Origin of the sequence: Pseudoxanthomonas sp. UTMC 1351, assembly GCF_040948865.1 — a bacterium.
Taxonomy (GTDB): Bacteria; Pseudomonadota; Gammaproteobacteria; order Xanthomonadales; family Xanthomonadaceae; genus Pseudoxanthomonas_A.
Genome location: NZ_JAVGJT010000010.1, coordinates 44,192 through 63,400, shown reverse-complemented (window position 1 = coordinate 63,400; position 19,209 = coordinate 44,192). Strand labels below are relative to the sequence as shown.

Annotated in this window: 17 protein-coding genes and 1 pseudogene; 5 read left to right on the top strand and 13 right to left on the bottom strand. The window is 63.3% G+C overall.

Annotated elements, in window-relative coordinates; all coding sequences use genetic code 11:
• The 5 genes and pseudogenes from mrdA to AB6O04_RS08775 all read right to left on the bottom strand — a co-directional run.
• Positions 1-2,071 (bottom strand): penicillin-binding protein 2 (gene mrdA / locus AB6O04_RS08795; RefSeq protein WP_368563479.1); only part of this gene is annotated, 2,071 nt, incomplete at its 3' end.
• A 27-nt stretch (positions 2,072-2,098) separates the two neighbouring features.
• Complete coding sequence (mreD, locus tag AB6O04_RS08790) at positions 2,099-2,584, bottom strand: rod shape-determining protein MreD (protein WP_368563478.1); 486 nt, start codon at positions 2,582-2,584, stop codon at positions 2,099-2,101.
• Between the two features lie 224 nt (positions 2,585-2,808).
• A pseudogene (gene mreC, locus AB6O04_RS08785) lies at positions 2,809-3,642 on the bottom strand (rod shape-determining protein MreC); the annotation flags it as partial.
• A gap of 169 nt (positions 3,643-3,811) precedes the next feature.
• On the bottom strand, positions 3,812-4,858 hold the full coding sequence (locus AB6O04_RS08780) for a rod shape-determining protein (RefSeq protein ID WP_368563477.1): 1,047 nt from the start codon (positions 4,856-4,858) through the stop codon (positions 3,812-3,814).
• Positions 4,824-5,189, bottom strand: a complete 366-nt coding sequence (locus AB6O04_RS08775; RefSeq protein ID WP_368563476.1) for a hypothetical protein — start codon at positions 5,187-5,189, stop codon at positions 4,824-4,826. The genes AB6O04_RS08780 and AB6O04_RS08775 overlap by 35 nt, the downstream gene beginning before the upstream one ends.
• Before the next feature lie 79 nt (positions 5,190-5,268).
• Between AB6O04_RS08775 and AB6O04_RS08770 the strand changes: the two genes are divergently transcribed.
• Positions 5,269-6,201: a carbohydrate kinase family protein gene (locus AB6O04_RS08770; protein WP_368563475.1), complete on the top strand. Its 933-nt coding sequence runs from the start codon at positions 5,269-5,271 to the stop codon at positions 6,199-6,201.
• Positions 6,202-6,378: 177 nt separating this feature from the next.
• Here AB6O04_RS08770 and AB6O04_RS08765 read toward each other — a convergent pair whose 3' ends face one another.
• The 5 genes from AB6O04_RS08765 to ubiE all read right to left on the bottom strand — a co-directional run bounded on the left by AB6O04_RS08765 (position 6,379) and on the right by ubiE (position 11,727).
• Positions 6,379-6,846 carry an aminoacyl-tRNA deacylase gene (locus AB6O04_RS08765; protein WP_368563474.1) on the bottom strand — a complete coding sequence of 156 codons (468 nt, stop codon included), beginning with the start codon at positions 6,844-6,846 and terminating at the stop codon, positions 6,379-6,381.
• Positions 6,847-7,132: 286 nt separating this feature from the next.
• On the bottom strand, positions 7,133-7,876 hold the full coding sequence (locus AB6O04_RS08760; RefSeq protein WP_368563473.1) for a hypothetical protein: 744 nt from the start codon (positions 7,874-7,876) through the stop codon (positions 7,133-7,135).
• Complete coding sequence (locus AB6O04_RS08755; protein ID WP_368563472.1) at positions 7,873-8,850, bottom strand: alpha/beta fold hydrolase; 978 nt, start codon at positions 8,848-8,850, stop codon at positions 7,873-7,875. Before AB6O04_RS08755 ends, AB6O04_RS08760 begins: the two co-directional genes overlap by 4 nt.
• A 3-nt stretch (positions 8,851-8,853) precedes the next feature.
• The gene (locus AB6O04_RS08750; protein WP_368563471.1) at positions 8,854-10,776 is read right to left on the bottom strand and encodes a M1 family metallopeptidase; all 1,923 of its coding nucleotides are present in this window, start codon (positions 10,774-10,776) and stop codon (positions 8,854-8,856) included.
• Positions 10,777-10,965: 189 nt separating this feature from the next.
• Entirely contained in the window at positions 10,966-11,727 is a 762-nt protein-coding gene (gene ubiE / locus AB6O04_RS08745; RefSeq protein WP_368563470.1) for a bifunctional demethylmenaquinone methyltransferase/2-methoxy-6-polyprenyl-1,4-benzoquinol methylase UbiE, read from the bottom strand.
• A gap of 207 nt (positions 11,728-11,934) precedes the next feature.
• Between ubiE and AB6O04_RS08740 the strand changes: the two genes are divergently transcribed.
• The 4 genes from AB6O04_RS08740 (at position 11,935) to AB6O04_RS08725 (ending at position 15,406) form a co-directional block, all read left to right on the top strand.
• Positions 11,935-12,390, top strand: a complete 456-nt coding sequence (locus tag AB6O04_RS08740) for a nucleoside deaminase (RefSeq protein WP_368563469.1) — start codon at positions 11,935-11,937, stop codon at positions 12,388-12,390.
• A 213-nt stretch (positions 12,391-12,603) separates the two neighbouring features.
• On the top strand, positions 12,604-13,314 hold the full coding sequence (locus AB6O04_RS08735; RefSeq protein ID WP_368563468.1) for a helix-turn-helix domain-containing protein: 711 nt from the start codon (positions 12,604-12,606) through the stop codon (positions 13,312-13,314).
• Positions 13,315-13,355: 41 nt separating this feature from the next.
• On the top strand, positions 13,356-14,405 hold the full coding sequence (locus AB6O04_RS08730; RefSeq protein ID WP_368563467.1) for a hypothetical protein: 1,050 nt from the start codon (positions 13,356-13,358) through the stop codon (positions 14,403-14,405).
• Positions 14,406-14,815: 410 nt separating this feature from the next.
• The gene (locus AB6O04_RS08725) at positions 14,816-15,406 is read left to right on the top strand and encodes a mechanosensitive ion channel family protein (protein ID WP_368563481.1); all 591 of its coding nucleotides are present in this window, start codon (positions 14,816-14,818) and stop codon (positions 15,404-15,406) included.
• A gap of 409 nt (positions 15,407-15,815) precedes the next feature.
• Here AB6O04_RS08725 and hslU read toward each other — a convergent pair whose 3' ends face one another.
• From hslU to xerC, 3 genes are all read right to left on the bottom strand, one after another.
• Complete coding sequence (gene hslU, locus AB6O04_RS08720; protein WP_368563466.1) at positions 15,816-17,186, bottom strand: ATP-dependent protease ATPase subunit HslU; 1,371 nt, start codon at positions 17,184-17,186, stop codon at positions 15,816-15,818.
• Positions 17,187-17,306: 120 nt separating this feature from the next.
• Positions 17,307-17,858: an ATP-dependent protease subunit HslV gene (hslV, locus tag AB6O04_RS08715; protein WP_337344695.1), complete on the bottom strand. Its 552-nt coding sequence runs from the start codon at positions 17,856-17,858 to the stop codon at positions 17,307-17,309.
• Positions 17,859-18,207: 349 nt separating this feature from the next.
• Positions 18,208-19,080: a tyrosine recombinase XerC gene (xerC, locus tag AB6O04_RS08710; protein WP_368563480.1), complete on the bottom strand. Its 873-nt coding sequence runs from the start codon at positions 19,078-19,080 to the stop codon at positions 18,208-18,210.
• Between the last annotated feature and the right edge of the window lie 129 nt (positions 19,081-19,209).

The following is a 19,209-nucleotide window of genomic DNA, read 5'->3' as shown; positions in this document are numbered from 1 at the left end:
CCCCCGCTTCGCGCCCCGGCCCGCTGCGCGGGCGCTCTGGCGTACGCGCGCCAATGGCGCGCATGCCGTACGCCGTCGCAACAAAGGGAGAGGGGTTTTGAATCGCGCCTCCGGAAGGTGTTGGAATCGTGGGATCTGGTGCAGGCACAGCCGGCGGCACCGCCTCATTCCCTGTTCCCTGTTCCCCGTTCCCGGGTTGTTGTTCCCCGTTCCCGCTTTCGCCCTCTACTTCCGGCAACTTGCCCAACAGATACGCGTCGAAGATCTTGCGTGCGATCGGCCCTGCCGTGCTGCCGCCGTAGCCGCCGCCTTCCACCGCGATCGCCACCGCGATGGTCGGATTGTCGGCAGGCGCGAAACCCATGAACAGCGCGCGGTGACGCAGATGCATCGGCAGGCTGCGCGGATCGACCGATGCGGTGCCGCGGCGACTGACGACCTGCGCGGTGCCGGTCTTGCCGGCCATCAGATACGGAGCGCCGCGCGCGGTCGATGCACCCGTGCCGCCGGGCAGCATGGTGGCCATCATGCCTTCGCGCACCACCGCCACATTGGCCGGGTTAGGACTGATGCGCATGGGCTCCGGCTGCGGCAGCGGTTGCCAATCGGCATCGAAGCCGGTGCGCTGGTCGCGTACCAGGTGCGGCCGCCGCAGGTTGCCGCCATCGGCCAGCGCCGCCGTAGCGCGCACCAGCTGCAACGGCGTCACTTTCCAATCGCCCTGGCCGATGCTGACGTTGACGGTGTCACCGGGGTACCAGCGCACCTGGGTGGCTTTCATCTTGCTCGCCGGCGAAGGCAGGATGCCGCTGATTTCGCCGACCAGGTCGATGCCCGTCGGCTTGCCGAAACCATAGCGCTCCATGTACTCGTCGAAACGTTCGATCCCCATGTCCAGCGCCAATCGGTAGTAGTAAGTGTTCACCGATTGCGCTATCGATTTGCGCAAGTCGGTCCAGCCATGCCCTCCGCGCGAGGCATCGCCCCAGCCACGACTGGTGCCCGGCAGATAGAACATGCCGGTGGACAGCACTTTGTCTTCCGGCTTGCGCAGACCGCTGTCCAGACCCGCCAACGCCAGCAATGGCTTCAGCGTCGATCCGGGCGCCACGCCGCCCAGCACCAGACGGTTGAACTGCGGACGCGAGGGGTTTTCGTTGAGCGCCTTGAAGTCCTTGCTGGAAATGCCGTTGACGAACAGATTGGGGTCGTAGCTGGGCAGGCTGACCATCGCCAGCACTTCTCCTGTGCGGGGATCGACGGCGACGGCGGCACCTTCGAACTCGCCGAAAGCCATCACGATCGCCTTCTGCAGATCCGCATCGATACTGAGCCTGAGGTCGGTGCCGGGCACCGCCGGCACGCTACCCACAACCCGCAGGGCGCGTCCCTGCACATTGGTCTCGACCTGCTTGTAGCCCACCTTGCCGCGCAACGCCGTTTCGTAATAGCGCTCCAGGCCGGTCTTGCCGGTATGGGTGAGCGCCGCGTTGCCCTCGCCCATCGTTTCCAGGTCCTTCTCGTCGATACGGCCGACATAGCCGATGACGTGAGCGAACAAGTCGCCATAGGGATAACGGCGTGTCAGATAAGGCACCAGCTCCACGCCGGGAAAGCGCCAGCGATTCACCGCGAAACGAGCCATCTCGTCCTCGCTCAACCGCAGCTTCAGCGAGACGGGGCGGAAACCCCGCGAAGTTTTGCGGTCGGCCTCGTAGCGGGCGATGTCTTCCGGCGTCAGCGCGATAAGTTCGCCCAACTCCCTGATCAGCCGTTTGGAATCGCCGGCTTTGTCGGGCGTCACTTCCAGGCGGAACGCCGGCACATTTTCAGCCAGCAACTTGCCATTGCGGTCGTAGATGGCGCCGCGGCCGGGCACCACCGGCCATAGCTTGATGCGGTTGGCTTCCGACAAGGTGGCGTACTGCGTGTGGTCGATCACCTGCAACTTGAAGTACCAAGCCGCCAAACCGACCAGCGACAGCGCGACCATGACGAAGCCGAGCACCGCGCGCCGGCGGAACTGCTCCGCTTCCGCGTGCGGATTCTTGGAAGGACGCCGCGCCATCATGTCGCTCTAGGGCCTGTCAGGACTGCTTCAACCACGTCTGCCACGCCCCATCCGCAACGCATCCAGCAGCAGAAACAGCGGCGGCCAGAGCGCCATGCCCAGCAGCGGCGCCCACCAGTACTTCCACGGCAGCGTCGGTTCGCCCAGCACCAAGTGCACGGCAGCGGCGACGATGCGATCGTTCAATAGCAATCCACCGATCGCCAACGCCTGTTGGGACAGCGGGAAGAAACGCAACCGCGCGCGGAAGCGCTGCAGGATGAAGGCCATGATCAACAGTCGGAGCGCCTGTTCGCCCAGCAGCATGCCGAACATCAGATCGGCGATCAGCCCAAGGACCACGGCGAAACCCAAGCCGACATGATCCGGCGCCTCGATCACCCAGTACGCCAGCACCAACGCCAGCCAGTACGGCCGCAGCGGCTGCAGCATGTCCGGGAGCGGCAACAATCCCAGCAGCAGCGCCACCAAAAGGCTTAGCGGAAGCAACCAACCCACGCGCACCCTGCTCATCGGTCGGGCTCCCGCGGAACTGCTGGCGGCGTGCCGGTAGCCGGATCGCCGTCCTGCGGCGCGGCGGAAGGCTGCTGTGGTTGAGCCTCCGTGCCGGCACTCGCCGCATCAGCCGGCGCGCTGCCCGGCGGAGCGGCACTGGATGGAGTTTGCAAGGGTGCCGCTGCGCCGGTGACGGCGCCTGACGGCGCGCCTGGTGGCACGACAAGCGGTGCCTCGGGCGCCGAACGCAACAGCAGCACGTCGCGGCCACGATCCAGCTGCGCCGCGGGTTTCAGATCGCCGATCAAGTAGGCATGGCTGTCATCCGGCCGAAGGGCAACGATGGTGCCGACCGGGAAACCGACAGGAAAATGGCCGCCGAGTCCGGAGGTGACGATGGTATCGCCCACCTTCACCCCGCTGTTCAATGGCACATCACTCAGTTCCAGTCGATCGCTGCTGCCCCGGCCATAGGCGATCAGGCGCACGCCGTTGCGCGCGACCACGACCGGCACCGCATGGTCCGGGTCGGTAAGCAGCAACGCAATCGAGTGTGAAGGCGTGGTCTGGATGATCTGGCCCATCAGTCCACCGGCATCAATGACGGCCTGGCCGAGGCGCACCCCGTCGCGGCTACCCGCATCCAGCACCAAACGCTGCCGGGTGGGATCCAGATCGATGTTGAGGATGGGCGCCAGCTGCACGTCCAGGCCACGGCTGGTCTTCACCCCCAGCAGAGCGCGTAGCTGCGCGTTGTCGATGGTGGCTGTCTGCAACCGCGTCAATCGCGCATTGGCGACCAGCAACTCATTGCGCAATTGACGGTTTTCTTCCACCAGGCGGCTGCGGGTAACGGCATCGTCCTGCATACGCGTGCCGAGACGGCCCGGCAGTCCCGCCACCCACCACAGCGGCTGAGTCACGATGTCGGCGTGCGCCCGCACCTGCGACAGCCACCCACCGCGATGATCCAGAAAGATCAACGAGACGGTCAGCGCCAGGTACGCCAGCAACCGCAAGGTGCTGGCGACTTCGCCCTGACGGGTGGCGACGGGAGGACCTGCGTAGGAGGGCACGTGAGTGGCTAGAGGCGGGAACAGGGAACGGGGAACAGGGAATGAAAGAATCCCAGTGCCGCAAGGATTCGTAATCTACCGCAAGCACGTAAGACAAGCCTGGAGAACCTGTTAACGGGCCGCTCGCGACAAACGCGCATTCCCCGTTCCCGGTTCCCCTTTCCCCGCTTTACTCCGGTGCAAAAAACTCGTTGCCGTGCATGTCCACCAGTTCCAGCGCGCGGCCGCCGCCCCGGGCCACGCAGGTCAACGGATCGTCCGCCACCTGCACGTGCAAGCCGGTTTCGTCGGAGATCAGCCGGTCCAGGTCGCGCAGCAAGGCGCCGCCGCCGGTCAGCACGATGCCGCGCTCAGCCACGTCGGCGCACAGTTCCGGCGGAGTTTGCTCCAACGCCAGCTTGACCGCGCTGACGATGCCCGACAGCGGCTCGTGCAAGGCTTCCAGCACTTCGTTGGAATTGATCTTGATCACCTTCGGCACGCCTTCGGCCAGGTTGCGGCCGGAGATTTCCATTTCCTGCACTTCCGGCTGCGGGTAGGCGCAACCGATCTCCAGCTTGATCCGCTCGGCGGTGGCTTCGCCGATCAGCATGCCGTGGTTGCGGCGGACGTAATTGGTGATGGACTCGTCGAAGCGGTCGCCGCCAATGCGGACCGACTGCGAGTAGACGATGCCGTTCAACGAGATCACCGCCACTTCGGTGGTACCGCCGCCGATGTCGATCACCATCGAGCCGCGCGCCTCGGTGACCGGCATGCCGGCGCCGATGGCGGCCGCCATGGGTTCTTCGATCAGGTAGACGTCGCGGGCGCCGGCTTCTTCGGCCGATTCCTTGATGGCGCGGCGCTCCACCTGGGTGGAGCCGGCCGGCACGCAGACCAGCACGCGCGGGCTGGGGCGCAGGAAGCGCGATTTGTGCACCTTCTTGATGAAGTGTTTGAGCATCGCCTCGGTATAGGTGAAATCGGCGATCACGCCGTCTTTCATCGGCCGGATGGTGGTGATGTGGCCGGGGGTACGGCCCAGCATCTGCTTGGCCTCGGCACCCACCGCCGCCACCGAGCGGGAGCCACCGATGGCGCGGTCCTGGCGCACCGCCACGACCGAAGGTTCGTTCAGCACAATGCCTTGTCCGCGCACGTAAATAAGAGTGTTGGCCGTGCCCAAATCGATGGACAGGTCATTGGAGAACATGCCGCGGAGCTTTTTGAACATCGGGGGAATAATCCTGCTGGTGGCGGATCGCCGGAGAAATGGCGATTTTTTGGGCAAAAAAAGGGTCGGTTAGCCTAACAACCCACCTGTGAGCCGGCAAGGTGAAATCTCGTGAAACCGCAGCAAGAACCGCAAATTCGCGGCTGCTCCGCTGCCAAGGGAGAGGTCGGCCGCTGCGCGCCTGCCAGCACAGCGATAAAGCTGTCGAAAGGTCCGAAGTCGAAGCATACGCCTCCAGAAGAGATTCCAGACATAAGGCGGCGATAACTTTCCATCGTTTTCCAAGAAAACCGCGCGCCACCTTTGACCCTTCACAGGCCGACTTAATCATTCGCGCCCCTTTGCCGCGCCGCCCGCACCGGCTAACCTATTGCGTTGCGGCGACGGGCCGCCTCCCGTGAGCTTCGCCGATGTCCGCACTGATCTGTGGTTCCCTTGCCTACGACACCATCATGGTGTTCCCGGACCAGTTCAAGAACCACATCCTGCCGGACAAGGTGCACATCCTGAACGTGTCGTTCCTGGTCCCGCGCATGCGCCGCGAGTTCGGCGGCTGCGCCGGCAACATTGCCTACAACCTCAAGCTGCTGGGCGGCGATCCCATCCCGATGGCCACCGTGGGCCAGGACTTCGGTCCGTACCGTGAATGGTTTGCCGAGCAGAACATCCGGCTGGACCAGGTCAAGGTGATCGATGAGCTGTTCACCCCCCAGGCGTTCATCACCACCGACCACGACAACAACCAGATCACCGCCTTCCACCCCGGCGCGATGATGCGGTCGTACGAAAACCACGTGCGCGACGTGGCCGGCGTCACCTTCGGGATCGTCAGCCCGGACGGGCGCGAAGGCATGCTGCAGAACGCTGCGGAGTTCGCCCAGGCCGGCATACCGTTCATCTTCGACCCCGGCCAGGCCATGCCGCTGTTCAATGGCGAGGAACTGCGCCAGTTCATTGAGTTGGCGGACTACGTGACCGTCAACGACTACGAATCCAACTTGCTGCAGGAACGCACCGGCTGGGGCGAGAACGACATCGTGAAACGGGTGAAGGCCTACATCACCACGCGCGGCCCGCACGGTTCGCAGATCCATACGCCGGAAAAGACCTACGACATCCCGCCGGCGCACGAACGCCGCGTCACCGATCCGACCGGTTGCGGCGACGCCTTCCGCGCCGGCCTGATCTACGGCATCGAGAAAGGCTACGACTGGCTGACGATCGGCCGCATGGGGAACCTTATGGGCGCCTTGAAGGTGGAGCACCCCGGCACCCAGAACCAGCGCTTCGACTACAGCGAATTCGCCGAGCAGTTCAAACAGCAGTTCGGCTACGCGCTGTGAGGCGGTCCTTCGCACCGTGTAGCGATTGTTGATTGCAGGAATGCCGCCTTGTAGGTAGGAGCGGCGTCCCGCCGCGAGCTCTTAGCTTCTATCGGTATCTGAAGCGAAGAGCTCACGGCGAGACGCCGCTCCTACCCAATTCGATCTAATACGGGCGCCGCATCCTCACGGCACCCATCACATCACATGGGTCAGCCATAGCACTTCCGGCTGCGCCAGGCGCTCGAATTCGTCGTACGGCATGCGCACGACATCGGTATGGGAACCCGCGTTGAACGCGATCTCGGCCCGTCCGGTCAGCCGCGAATCGACATAGACTTTCATGCCGTACAGATTGCCGAACGGTGGCATCGCACCGAGCTCGCAATCCGGAAACACATCGCGGAACTCGTCCTCTTGCGCAAGCTCCACCACGCTGCCGCCAAGCGCGCGCGACAGACGTAGAAGATCGACCCGGTAGGACGCCGGCATCACCATCATCGCAAGCGCACCATCGATCTTGAGCATCACCGTCTTGGCAAAATGCTGATGGCCGATGTTCGCCGCGGCCGCGGTTTCCTGCGCGGTGATGGTGTGGCTGTGAGTGAGCGCGGTGTAGTGCCCGTGGCGCTCATCCAGGAAGTGGTGCAGTCGTGGCGAAAGCATAGTGACCTCCACAAAACGCCCGTCTGCCGTCCATGCGGCGGCGCGTAACGGATGTAGCAGGCGCGCGCATCCTGCGTCGCGTCACCAAGCAAGCGCGCCCTCGGGAGCGGTGCGCCGCGGAACAAGCTTACCCCTGTCGAGAAGCTGTGGCGTGATATTGCGACGACACCGGATGACGCGCCTGACTAGCTTTGCCGGATGATGTTTGCACTGCAACATGGCCGCGAGTGCACGCCGGTCCAAAAGCAGCCGAGTAAGCTCGGCTCTACAACGCGCGGAGCTCTCTTCAATCCCAACCCGGCATCTGCTTGCCATCCAAGCCGCCGCTCTCAAACACCACCTTTCGGGTGCCGCCGGCCTTTACCGGAAATTCGATTTCCACCACCTGCGTTTTGCGCAGCAGCTTCCATAACGCTTTCTGGTCGGTGATGAACATGGCAATGGCTTCGTCGGTATCCGGGCGCCATGCGTCCATCGACTTCGGTGCGGCGCCGTCGGCGGTCACCTTGACCTTGCAACCGCCCGCGCAACGGAAATCGCCGGCCTGCAACACCAGATAGCCGCTGCGCTCCCACTTGGGATGGTCGCGAAACACCAGTTGCACCGGCTTGGCGCCGCTGCCGTCCACATCCACGGGCTCCTTGCTGTAGATCGTGGCGGAACGCTGGACGCCGCCATCGGCAGCGACTTGGGCGTAATCCCACAAAGCTTCCAGTCGCCGGCGTTCGCGCGCGCCTTCGGCCTTGGCTTTTACTTCTTCCAGGCCTGCCTTGATTCGTCCGGCAGCCTGTGTTTGCGGGTATTGCGACAGCAGCGCAGAGCCATGGATACGCGCCATTTCCCAGTCGTTGGCGGTCCGCGCCTGGTCGTACTGGCGCTCCAGCTCATCGGCTTTTTGCTCTTGCGCCGCCGCCTGGGCGGCAGCGGCCGCGCGTTGCTCGGCTTCGCGGTCGCCGCACGCGGTCAGCCCCAACCCAGTCAACACCGTCAGGCAAACCCGCAAGCCAACGGACAGCAGGGAAATCTTCATCTCGGTACTCCTCGTTTGATCAACAGCTCGACCGCGGCCGCCGCGTCGTCCGGCTTCTCCATGATCGACATATGTCCACAGCCATCCAACATCACCTGCAAGGCGTGCGGCATGCGTTCGGCGTACAGCGCCATGGCGCTGGGATCGATCACCGCATCCTGCCGGCACCACAGCAACAGCGCCGGCTGATCGATGGCGGACGCCGCCTTGCCTGGCAGAAAACTTTCATCGCTACGACCGATGCGGTCCAGCACGGATTGTTCGAACGGCGCCTGCCGTTTACGCCAGTCAATCACAGCCTGCGATATTGGCCATGGCAAGAACGGCTTGGCGTCGGCACCGTAGAACACCGTATCGATATAGCGCTTCAATGAAGCATCGTCGTACACGGCGAACGGATTTTCACCGGCCAGTACCTGTTCGCCGAAACGATTGTCCTTGAAGCGCACTCCAGCAGCGTCGAACAAGCCGACGCGCGTGATTTCCTGCGGATGGTCCGCGGCCGTCACGGCGACGATACCGCCACCCATCGAATGTCCCAGCAGCACCACGTCGCTGCCAGGCTTGCGGATCTTTTCGACGAACTCGGCCAGCCGCGCACTTTGCGCGTTGAAGCCATAGTCCTCGCCGGCCTTGCGTTCGCTGGCACCCCAGCCCGGCAAGTCCGGGATGATCAAGCGATAGTGACCGCCCAGGCGCTCGGCCATCGGGTACCAGTTTTCCTTGCTACCAGTGAAGCCGTGCACCATCACCAGCGTTGGCGCGCCCGGCTTGATCGCTTCGCGCTGCGCATAGACCCAGCGGTGCCCGCCCGCCTCTACCTGCTGCGAGGACAAACCAATCCACCAGCGCTGCGCGGCGAACACACCGCGCACCATCAGCATCGGGTCGCGCCACAGCCATGCTACGGCCAGCAAAAAGAAAACGGCCGCCACCACGGCGACCGTTTTCCTGTTTGCGCGCCTGGACGGCATGGCTTACTTGGCTTCCGATGCCTTGGCCAACAGCGCCTCCACCGACGCGGTGGTGATCGGGTGGTAACCCGGCTTGGCGCGAGCGAAGGAGTCCTTGGCAAAGGCCAAACCATCCGGCGTCTTCACCAGTTCTTCGTAGATCGGCAGGATCAGTTTGCGCCGGCCGACGCGTTCGATGAATTCGGCGATCGCCGGGCGCGCTTCCAGGTAGCCGCTACGGACCGTCAGCGGATACCAGCGCATCGCGATCTCGCCGTTCTGGGTGCCGGTGAAGTGATAGGCCGCATCCAGCTGGGCCAGCTGTTCCACCGTCAACTTGTCGCCCATGCCTTTCAGGAAGTTGACCCACTGCTGGGTCGTCCATTCGGAGGTGAGCTGCGGGTTGGGCAGCTTGCCACTGCCCAGCCAGGCGATGCGGGCGGTGTCGGTCAGGGAGAAGCCGCGCGACTGCGCCTTGGCGGCGAACGTAGGTATGCCCGGCTCATTGAGCCACGCGGTCAGTTCGGCGTCGGTCACCGCGTTCGGATTCTTCGGCAGCAGGTTCTTGCGCAGGTATTCGACGAACTGATCGGTGTTGACGCTTTGGAATGCGTGGTCGTCGAACCAGCTGCGCAGGAAGGGATCGAACACCTCGCGGCCGAAACGCTCTTCCAGGAACTTCAGGAACCACGCGCCCTTCACGTAGGCGACGCTGCTCAACGATTCATCCGGATCGCGATTGGTCAGCGCGGGCAACGCCAGCGCCTGATCGGCCGGCGACATGTCCTTCACTTCGTTGAGCAGATCGGTCTGGTCGATCTGGCGTTCCATCTCCGCCATTTCCGTGCCGTACAAGGACTCGGTGATGCGGTCCTGCACGTAAGTGGTGAACCCTTCGTTCAACCAGATGTCCTTCCAGCTGGCATTGGTCACCAGGTTGCCGGACCAGCTGTGCGCCAGCTCATGCGCGATCAGCGACACCAGCGACTTGTCGCCTACGATCACGGTGGGCGTGATGAAGCTCAGGCGCGGATTCTCCATGCCGCCGAACGGGAATGACGGCGGCAGCACCAGCATGTCGTAGCGCTCCCATCGGTAGGGCCCGTACAACTTTTCGGTGGCGACGATCATCTGCTCGGTGTCTTCGAACTCCTTGGCGGCCTTGTCCACCATGGTCGGTTCGGCCCAGACGCCGCTGCGCGCGGAAATCGGCTTGAACACCAAGTCGCCGGCGGCGATAGCCAGCAGATACGAAGGAATCGGCTGCGGCATCTTGAACGTGTAGTCACCGTCGCGCGGCGCGGCCGGGTCGTTGTCGGCGCTCATCAGCACCATCACATCCGGACGCGAGGTGACGTGCGCGGTATAGGTGAAGCGCACGCTGGGCGTGTCCTGCAACGGCACCCAGCTGCGCGCGTGGATCGCCTGCGACTGGCTGAACATGAAGGGCAACTGCTTGCCTTCCGTCATCGTCGGTTCCAGCCACTGCAAGCCCGAGGCCTGCGGCGAAGTCTTGTAAGCCACGCGCACGTGCGCATTCTGCTCAGGCGCTTCGATGGTCAGCTTGCTGCCGAAGATCTTGTCGGCCGGCGCCAGTGCGTACTGCAGCGGCATCCACGTGCCTACCTTGTCCTGGCCTTCCACCTTCTCGATGGTGACGTCGCGGGTATCCAGCACCAGCTGCTTGGCCGCCTTGTCCTTCCACTCCAGCGTATAGAGAGCGGTGCCCGCGAGCTGCTTGTTGTCGAAATCGACTGCCAGATCCAGTGCCAGGTCCTTGATGACGACCTTGCCTGGCTCGGCATAGGAGTTCTCGTCGTGGCTGCGGGTTTGCTTCGTGGTCACGGCTTTGGGAGCGGATGGCGCCTCAGGAGCGGGCGCGGATCCACGGGAACAGCCGGCCGCCACCACGGCGGCGCAAGACAGCATCAACGCTAGGGAACGCATTCGGGGATATCCGGCAATCGGGGGATTGCGGAAGTTTACCGTTCTTTGCTGCCCTTCTCCCTCCGGGAGAAGGTGGCGCGAAGCGACGGATGAGGGCATGGAACGTCCGCTTGTAATAAAGGCAGATGGCGAGTCATTGTCACTCCCTCATCCGCCCTGCGGGCACCTTCTCCCTGTGGGAGAAGGGAACTAGACCTTGTAACCCGTATGAATCGCCACAATCCCAGCCGACAGGTTCTTGTAGCTGGCGCGGGCGAAGCCGGCCTCCTGCATCATCGCCTTCAGCGCTTCCTGCGGCGGATGCTTGCGGATGCTTTCGGCCAGGTACTGGTAGCTGCCGCTGTCCTTGGCGAACAGTTGGCCCAGCTTGGGCAGCACCTTGAAGGAATGGAAGTCGTACAGCGGCTTGAACCACTCCGGCTTCACTTCAGAGAACTCCAGCACGCGGGCCTGCCCGCCGACCTTCAATACGCGCACCATCTCGCGCAGCGCCGCATCCTTGTCGGTCACGTTGCGCAGACCGAAGGCAATGGTGACCAGATCGAAGCTGGCATCCGGGAACGGCAGCGCCTCGGCGTTGCACTGCACATATTCCAACCCCGACACCAGACCGCGGTTGGTCATGCGGTCGCGGCCGACCGACAACATGCCGGCGTTGATATCGCCCAGGACGATCTCGCCCTCATCCCCCACGCGGTCCTTGAGCAGTGCGGCGATGTCGCCGGTGCCTCCGGCCAGGTCCAGCACGCGATCGCCACGTTTGACTTGGGCCGTGCCGACGAAATAGCGCTTCCAGACCCGATGGACGCCCATGCTCATCAGGTCGTTCATCAGGTCGTAGTTGCCGGCCACGGACGAGAACACTTCGCCCACCAGCTTCTGTTTTTCCTTGGCCGGAACGTCGCGGAAACCGAAGTGAGTGGTGCCGGTCTTGTAGGGGGATTCGCTCATGCGGGGGATTATCGCAGAACTGGACTTGGAGACGTTTGACAGCCCGGCTGGGCCGGTCTGGCTCTCGTAGAGCGGAGCTTGCTCCGCTGCTCTTGCGGGGCAAGGAGCCAAAGACAAAGCAGCGGAGCAAGCTCCGCTCTACGGGGATGTTCTCGACCGACCGCCACCTTCCCGGCACACTGGGGAAAACCATCACGAATGCCCCCCATGATCGCCACGCCCGACTACCCCGCCTTGCTCGAAACCGCCATTGCCGAAGCCCGCCAAGGGCTGGCCGAAGGCGGCATCCCTATCGGCGCCGCGCTGTACCGCAATGACGGGACCTTGCTGGGTTGCGGTCACAACCGCCGAATTCAGGAAAACGACCCTTCCGTCCATGGCGAAACCGATGCTTTCCGCAAGGCCGGCCGCCAGCGCCGCTACCAGGACACCATCATGGTGACAACGCTCGCACCCTGCTGGTACTGCAGCGGACTGGTGCGCCAGTTCAATATCGGCACGGTGGTTGTGGGCGAATCGGTCAACTTCCAGGGCGGTGTCGACTGGCTGCGTGAGAACGGCGTCAACGTGATCGACCTGCACAACCAGGAATGCATCGAGATGCTGGGCGATTACATCGCGGCCAATCCGGAGGTATGGAACGAGGACATCGGCGAGGATTAGGGAAGGTCTGAACAACTGCGCTTTTGCTCGTCATTCCCGCGAAAGCGGGAACCCAGTGCCTTTGCTTTTAAAGGCTCGAGTCACTGGATCCCCGCCTTCGCGGGGAAGACGACAATTATTCAGACCTTCCCTAGGGTGGCCGTCCGTTGCGTAGTTGCGCAAGCCTGACTTTCGTCCCGTGACGTCCACTCCGCGTTGCGGCACGATCACCGCATGCAACCCTGTCCGAATCCCGAAACCCGCCACCGCGCCGGCGACAGCCTGGCGACTCATCGTCATGAGCAGGCATATGCGGCGCTGGTGGTTGACGGCAGCTATTGCGAAAGCAGCCTCGAAGGGCCGGTGCAGTGCGTTCCCGGAACCTTGCTGCTGCATCCGCATTTTCATGCCCATGGCAACCGCTTCGGCCGCCATGGCGCCCGTGTGATCAACCTGCCGCTCTCTGATCGGTTGGTACCGGAGCAGCGTTCCATCTGGCAAGTGGATTGTCTGAAGGAGGCAGTCAAAGTATTCGCGAGCGAGCCGGATGCGCTGTCTGATCTGCTTGCGCGTGCGCAGCCGGCGCGCAGGGAACCAACGGAACGCTCCAGCTGGCAAGTGGACTTCATGCAGCAACTGCAGGATTCGGATCTGCCCATTGCGCGAATCGCCCGCCAAGCGGGCGTGTCCGACGCTTACGCCAGTCGTTCACTGCGGCACTCGCATGGCTTGTCGCCGCAACTGTTGCGGCGCGAACTGCGGCTGCGGCGCGCGCTGAGTCTGTTGGCACAGGATCAGCCACTCGCCGACATCGCCGCGGTCTGCGGCTTCGCCGATCAAAGCCATCTCAGTCGCGTCGTGCGTGCATGCACCGGGCTACCGCCGGCGCGACTGCGGCGACAGGTCAAATCCGTTCAAGACCGGCGCAGCGCCCACGTGGCTTGATATCGCTCAACGACATTGTCGACGAGACGAGACCACTCCATATGCGCCGCACATACTTCCTCGGCGGATTGCTGGCGACTGTTCTAACTACAGCCCTCTACCCAGCCGCCTTGGCCGCCGCACCGGCTTCCAGCGCCGCGGCCGAACGCGCCATTGGCGAATCCACCAGCGCAGTGCTGCAGGGCGATTCGGCCCGCGCGCTGGCCGCGTTGCGACAGGTGCCGGCGGCGCAGTTCAAAGGCCGCGATGCCGACTATCGCGCCTGCATGTTCGGCCGGTTCGAACGCGCGCAGCCACCGTGGTTGGTGTGGGACATCGAGGATCCGTTCGTCCGCGAGGTGCTCAACGACTATCAACGCTACTGGTGGCACGCGTTGGCCGCACCCGCGCATCGCGAATCGCATGCACAACAGCTATTGCTGAAGCTGCGCCGATTGCTGGGGACGGCGGCGGACGACGCGCACGACTTCGATGCGGTGGAGCCGCTGCTGAAAGAGCGGTTTGAGCAGCGCGGCTACCACGCGATATTGGGCCGAACGCCGCCGTTGCGCGAGCTGATGCTGTGGCGGAGCCAGGAAACCCGTCAGTACCAGGTCGAACTACCGGAAGGCAGCCATCAAGTACGGGTGGAGCTGCTGGATGATTTCGTCAGCCGCGGCTGGAGTTCGTACGCGCGCTGCCAGCGTGGTTCGGCCGGCGGCTGGGCGACCAATGAGGCCCTGTATGCCGTCGTGCCCTCCTACCCCGACGGCTTGGATAGCGAGGCGTTCCGGGTGGTGTTCCTGGGCCATGAAGCACAGCATTTCGCCGACCAGAACCGGTTTCCCGATATGCCGCCGTGGGAGCTGGAATATCGCGCCAAACTGGTCGAACTGGCACAGGCGGTGGAAGTCAGCCGCAAGCGTCTGCTCGGCTTCATGGAAGCCCAGAGCGACGACATGGATTCTCCACATACCTACGCCAATAAACGGGTGGTCGCGGATTTGAGCAAGCGGCTCGGCAAGTCGCCGGAGCTGGCGTCCCTCCCCGAGTTGCAGCAAGCGGCGCGCGAGCAACTGAAGGCCGATACAGCTCGGCAGGTCAGCCAATAGCATTGCCGCGCCAGACAAGTGAACCAGCGCCGATGGCCGTGCCGTCATGATCCCGCTTTGCACCAGGATTGCTCGGCGAAGATGCAGTCGTGCCGTTTGAACATTTCCTTCACGCTCCTTGAAAGCACGCCCCTCGAACATGCCATGTAAACAGGAGCGACCATGCGACCTCAGATCATCCTTGGCAGTAATCGCATCGGAATGAAATACGCGCCAGCTGCTGAAGAAAGGCACTTGGAGCGAGTACGGACGTGGCTGCGCGGAGCGGTGGAAATGGAGGCTTCCGTTTCCACTACTCGTTAGCGATGGCGACCCCTAGCCGCCACGGCAAGGAAATAGCAGAAAGGATCGTCGCCGTAGTAAGAACCCGCGGTGGTGGCTCCGATGGAGCGCTCTGCGCCACCACAGTGATGGGCATACCGAAAGGGACTACTTCCGGGCTGCGCGACGTCCCACCGTGGTTGCAGGATTGGATGGGTATTGCGATACCGCTGACCGAAGCGGCCATTATCCTGGTCTTGGCGTGGCTGCTGAACCAGCTGCTGCGCCGGATGTTCTCGCGCCTATGCGACCGCTACGGGCTACCGCCCGAGATGGCCATCGGTGCGCGGCGCATCCTCGGCTTCGTCGCATATGGTGCCGCGATATTGCTGATACTGGAACGCTGGGGCGTGTCCGGCGCCGTCCTTTGGACCGCGCTAACCGGGTTCACAGCGGTTGCAGCCGTCGCGTTCTTCGCCGCATGGAGCGTGTTGTCCAATATCTTCTGCACATTGTTGATCCTGACCACGCGACCGTTCCGGCTTCACGACCATATCGAGCTGGTGGACAACGGCGATAAGCCGGGACTCAAGGGCCGGGTGGTCGACATCAACCTCATTTACACCACCTTGCAGGAGACCCACGCGAACGGTGACGACACCGTGTTGCAGATTCCCAATAGCCAGTTCTTCCAGCGCAGCACAAGACGCTGGCGCAACGACGCGGGGCCGGCCGCATGATGCTTGGGATGACATCCCCGCTTCGCCCCTTATAGAAAATCCCGCCTACAAAGGCGAAGGATCATGACCCCGTAGGAGCGCCGTCTCGGCGCGAGCTCTTGGCTTCTACCGCAATCTGACAGGAAGAGCTGGCGGCGGGACGCCGCGCCTACAAAAGCGAACCATCATGACCCTGTAGGAGCGCCGTCTCGGCGCGAGCTCTTCGCTTCCACCGCGATCTGACAGGAAGAGCTCGCGGCGGGACGCCGCGCCTACAAAAGCGAACCATCATGACCCTGTGGGAGCGCCGTCTCGGCGCGAGCTTTTTCGCTTCCACCGCAATCTGACAGGAAGAGCTGGCGGCGGGACGCCGCTCCTACGAGGGCGGAGAAAAAACCCGCCTGGCGGCGGGTTTTTTGTGGGACGTTCCCTACAAGATATAGCGGCTCAAATCCGGGTCTTTCACCAGTTCGCCCAGATGCGCGTCGACGTAGGCACGGTCGATAGCGACAGCCTGGCCGCCGCGATCGGGGGCTTCATAGCTCAGCGTGTCCAGCAACCGTTCCAACACTGTGTGCAGGCGACGGGCACCGATATTTTCCTGGCGCTCGTTGACCTGCGCGGCGATCTCGGCCAGGCGGTCGACGGCATCGGTGGAGAATTCCAGATCAAGGCCTTCCGTCTTCATCAGCTCGACGTACTGCTTGGTCAATGCGGCCTTGGGCTCGGTCAGGATGCGGATGAAATCGTCCTTCGACAGTGCGCCCAGTTCGACACGAATGGGGAAACGACCCTGCAATTCCGGAATCAAGTCGCTGGGCTTGGCCAGGTGGAATGCGCCGGAAGCGATGAACAGAATGTGGTCCGTTTTCACGGTGCCGTACTTGGTGCTGACGTTGCTGCCTTCCACCAGTGGCAGCAGATCGCGCTGCACGCCTTCGCGGCTGACATCGCCACCACCGATGTTGTCGCCGCGCTTGGCGACCTTGTCGATCTCGTCGATGAAGACGATGCCGTTCTGCTCGCAAGCATCGATGGCAGCGCTGCGGATGTCGTCTTCGTTGACCAGCTTGCCAGCCTCTTCTTCGATCAGCTGCGGACGGGCGGCCTTGATTGTCACGGTGCGCTTGTGCGACTTGGCGCCGCCCAGGCTGGAGAACATCTGCCGCAGCTGCTGGCCCATTTCCTCCATGCCCGGCGGCGTCATGATGTCCACGCCGACGTTGACGGCAAGTTCCAGTTCGATCTCGCGGTCATCCAGCTCGCCTGCACGCAGCATCCTGCGGAACTTGATGCGGGTGTCGTTGTCCTGCGCGGAAGGTTCGTTGCGCGCGACTTCCGGATCGAAACCAATGCCGCTACTGCGGCGCGGCAGCAGCGCATCCAGGATGCGTTCCTCGGCGCGCTCTTCGGCCTGGGTGCGCACGCGCGCCTTGGCTTGTTCGCGATACATCTTGACGGCGGTATCGGCCAGGTCGCGAACGATTTGCTCCACATCCTTGCCCACATATCCCACTTCGGTGAAGCGCGTGGCTTCGACCTTCACGAACGGCGCATTGGCCAACGTCGCCAGGCGCCGTGCGATCTCGGTCTTGCCAACGCCGGTGGGACCGATCAGCAGGATGTTCTTGGGCATCACTTCGTTGCGCAGGTCTTCCGGCAACTGCATGCGACGCCAACGGTTGCGCAGCGCGATGGCGACCGCGCGCTTGGCCGCGTGCTGGCCCACGATATGGCGGTCGAGTTCCTGCACGATCTCGCGCGGGGTCATGGTGCTGTTGGTGATTTTATGGTCGGTCATGAGGGCTAGAAGCGGGAACGGGGAATAGGGAACGGGGAATGAAAGTGAGTGGTCACGGAAGAGGAACGGCACCAGTGGAATGTCATTCCCTGTTCCCGGTTCCCCGTTCCCGCTCCTGCCTCACAGCTCTTCAACCACCACATTGCGATTGGTATAGATACAGATATCGCCGGCGATCTTGAGTGCTTCGACGGCGATCGACTTGGCGTCCATCTCGGTATGCGCCAGTAGCGCGCGCGCCGCGGACAGCGCAAACGAACCGCCGGAACCGATGGCGATGATGCCGTCTTCCGGTTCGATCACATCGCCGGTGCCGCTGATGACCAGCGAAGTTTCCTTGTCGGCGACGGCCAGCAGCGCTTCCAGCTTGCCCAGGCGGCGCTCGGTGCGCCAGTCCTTGGCCAGTTCCACCGCTGCGCGCTGCAGTTGGCCGTGCTTTTCGAGCTTTGCTTCGAAGAGTTCAAACAATGTGAAAGCATCCGCGGCGGCGCCGGCAAAACCCGCCAACACTTGGCTGTCGCGACCCAGTCGCCGCACTTTGCGAGCATTGCCTTTCATCACGGTGTTGCCCAGCGTGACTTGTCCGTCGCCGGCGACGGCGACGTGGCCGTTGCGGCGGACCGAAATGATGGTGGTGGCGTGGAAAACGTTGGGATTCTGGCTGGGGTCCATGCGGCCTCCGGGGTGTTCCCATTGAAGTGGGGACGGCCACGAACGGTTCAAGCGTGACATTGGCCGGATGGAGAAACCTCGACCAACGCCGTACACGTAGGAGCGCCGTCTCGGCGCGAGCTTTTGCTTTTATCGCGATCTGACGGGAAGAGCTCGCGGCGGGACGCCGCTCCGCGCCCCGATAGCTCCCCAATGCGCGCGATCAAGAACGCGCCGCAGCGCGCCCAGATGGCGAACAAGCTTTCCGCTTCTATCGCGATCTGACAGGAAGAGCTCGCGGCGGGACGCCGCTCCTACGAAAGCGAGCGCTCCTACAGACCTGAGGCCGCTCCTACTGCCGGCCTCGGGATCACGTCTTCCGCTTGGCTCGCGGATGGGCGGCGTCGTATACCTTGGCCAGGTGCTGGAAATCCAGGTGCGTATAGATCTGCGTGGTGGCGATGTCCGCATGTCCCAGCAGCTCCTGCACGCCGCGAAGATCGCCGGAGGATTCCAGGATATGGCTGGCGAAACTGTGGCGCAGCATGTGCGGATGCACGTGCTTGAACAGGCCCTGCCGCTGCGCCAAGTGTTTCAAGCGTATCTGCACGGCGCGCTGCGAAATGGGCCCGCCACCGCGGCCGGGGAAAACGGGGGAGTCGCTGATCGCTTTCTGATCGGTGCGCCATGTGTCCAGGGCGTTGCGTGCGTGGGAGCCCACCGGCACTTTGCGCTCTTTGTTGCCCTTACCCAGCACGGTGACGAAACCGGTCACCAGATCCAAGTCGCGCCAACGCAGCCCGCAAAGTTCGCTCAGGCGTAACCCCGAGGAATAGAAAAGTTCCAGCAATGCGCGGTCGCGCAGGCCAAGCGGCGCGTCGGTGGGCACTTCGACCAAACGCACTGCTTCATCCGCGTCCAGCACCTGTGGCAGCTTGCGAGGCGCCTTGGGCGCGCGCAGCCCGGCGGCGGGAGTAGCGGCGATGCGGCCGTGGCGTAGCAGCCATGTGTAGAAGCTGCGGCACGCGGATAAGCGGCGCTGCAAGCTCTTTGGCGACAGTCCGCGGCGATGTTCGGCCGCGACAAAGGCGCGGAGCTGCTCGGTGTTTAGCGCCAGCAGGTCAGGACGCTCCTGCGCGACCGTCCATTCCGCCAACGCCGCCAGATCACGGCGGTAGGCGTCGAGCGTGTGCACGGACATACGGCGCTCGACCTGCAGGTGACCGAGGAAATCTTCAATCAACGGAGGTGTTTCAAACGGTATTTCAGCCGGTGCGGCAGGCGTCGGTGCGTTCTTCCCCGTCTTGGATACCGGCTTGTTTCTACGGGAAGAGTTCACGGCAGCAGAGCATCAGAATGGATGAGTCGGGCG

Excerpts from the sequence above, each read along its gene's own strand:
- mreD (WP_368563478.1), bottom strand. The coding sequence starts at position 2,584 with ATGAGCAGGGTGCGCGTGGGTTGGTTGCTTCCGCTAAGCCTTTTGGTG.
- AB6O04_RS08780 (WP_368563477.1), bottom strand. The coding sequence starts at position 4,858 with ATGTTCAAAAAGCTCCGCGGCATGTTCTCCAATGACCTGTCCATCGAT.
- AB6O04_RS08775 (WP_368563476.1), bottom strand. The coding sequence starts at position 5,189 with ATGATTAAGTCGGCCTGTGAAGGGTCAAAGGTGGCGCGCGGTTTTCTT.
- AB6O04_RS08770 (WP_368563475.1), top strand. The coding sequence starts at position 5,269 with ATGTCCGCACTGATCTGTGGTTCCCTTGCCTACGACACCATCATGGTG.
- AB6O04_RS08765 (WP_368563474.1), bottom strand. The coding sequence starts at position 6,846 with ATGCTTTCGCCACGACTGCACCACTTCCTGGATGAGCGCCACGGGCAC.
- AB6O04_RS08760 (WP_368563473.1), bottom strand. The coding sequence starts at position 7,876 with ATGAAGATTTCCCTGCTGTCCGTTGGCTTGCGGGTTTGCCTGACGGTG.
- AB6O04_RS08755 (WP_368563472.1), bottom strand. The coding sequence starts at position 8,850 with ATGCCGTCCAGGCGCGCAAACAGGAAAACGGTCGCCGTGGTGGCGGCC.
- AB6O04_RS08750 (WP_368563471.1), bottom strand. The coding sequence starts at position 10,776 with ATGCGTTCCCTAGCGTTGATGCTGTCTTGCGCCGCCGTGGTGGCGGCC.
- ubiE (WP_368563470.1), bottom strand. The coding sequence starts at position 11,727 with ATGAGCGAATCCCCCTACAAGACCGGCACCACTCACTTCGGTTTCCGC.
- AB6O04_RS08740 (WP_368563469.1), top strand. The coding sequence starts at position 11,935 with ATGATCGCCACGCCCGACTACCCCGCCTTGCTCGAAACCGCCATTGCC.
- AB6O04_RS08735 (WP_368563468.1), top strand. The coding sequence starts at position 12,604 with ATGCAACCCTGTCCGAATCCCGAAACCCGCCACCGCGCCGGCGACAGC.
- AB6O04_RS08730 (WP_368563467.1), top strand. The coding sequence starts at position 13,356 with ATGCGCCGCACATACTTCCTCGGCGGATTGCTGGCGACTGTTCTAACT.
- AB6O04_RS08725 (WP_368563481.1), top strand. The coding sequence starts at position 14,816 with ATGGGCATACCGAAAGGGACTACTTCCGGGCTGCGCGACGTCCCACCG.
- hslU (WP_368563466.1), bottom strand. The coding sequence starts at position 17,186 with ATGACCGACCATAAAATCACCAACAGCACCATGACCCCGCGCGAGATC.
- hslV (WP_337344695.1), bottom strand. The coding sequence starts at position 17,858 with ATGGACCCCAGCCAGAATCCCAACGTTTTCCACGCCACCACCATCATT.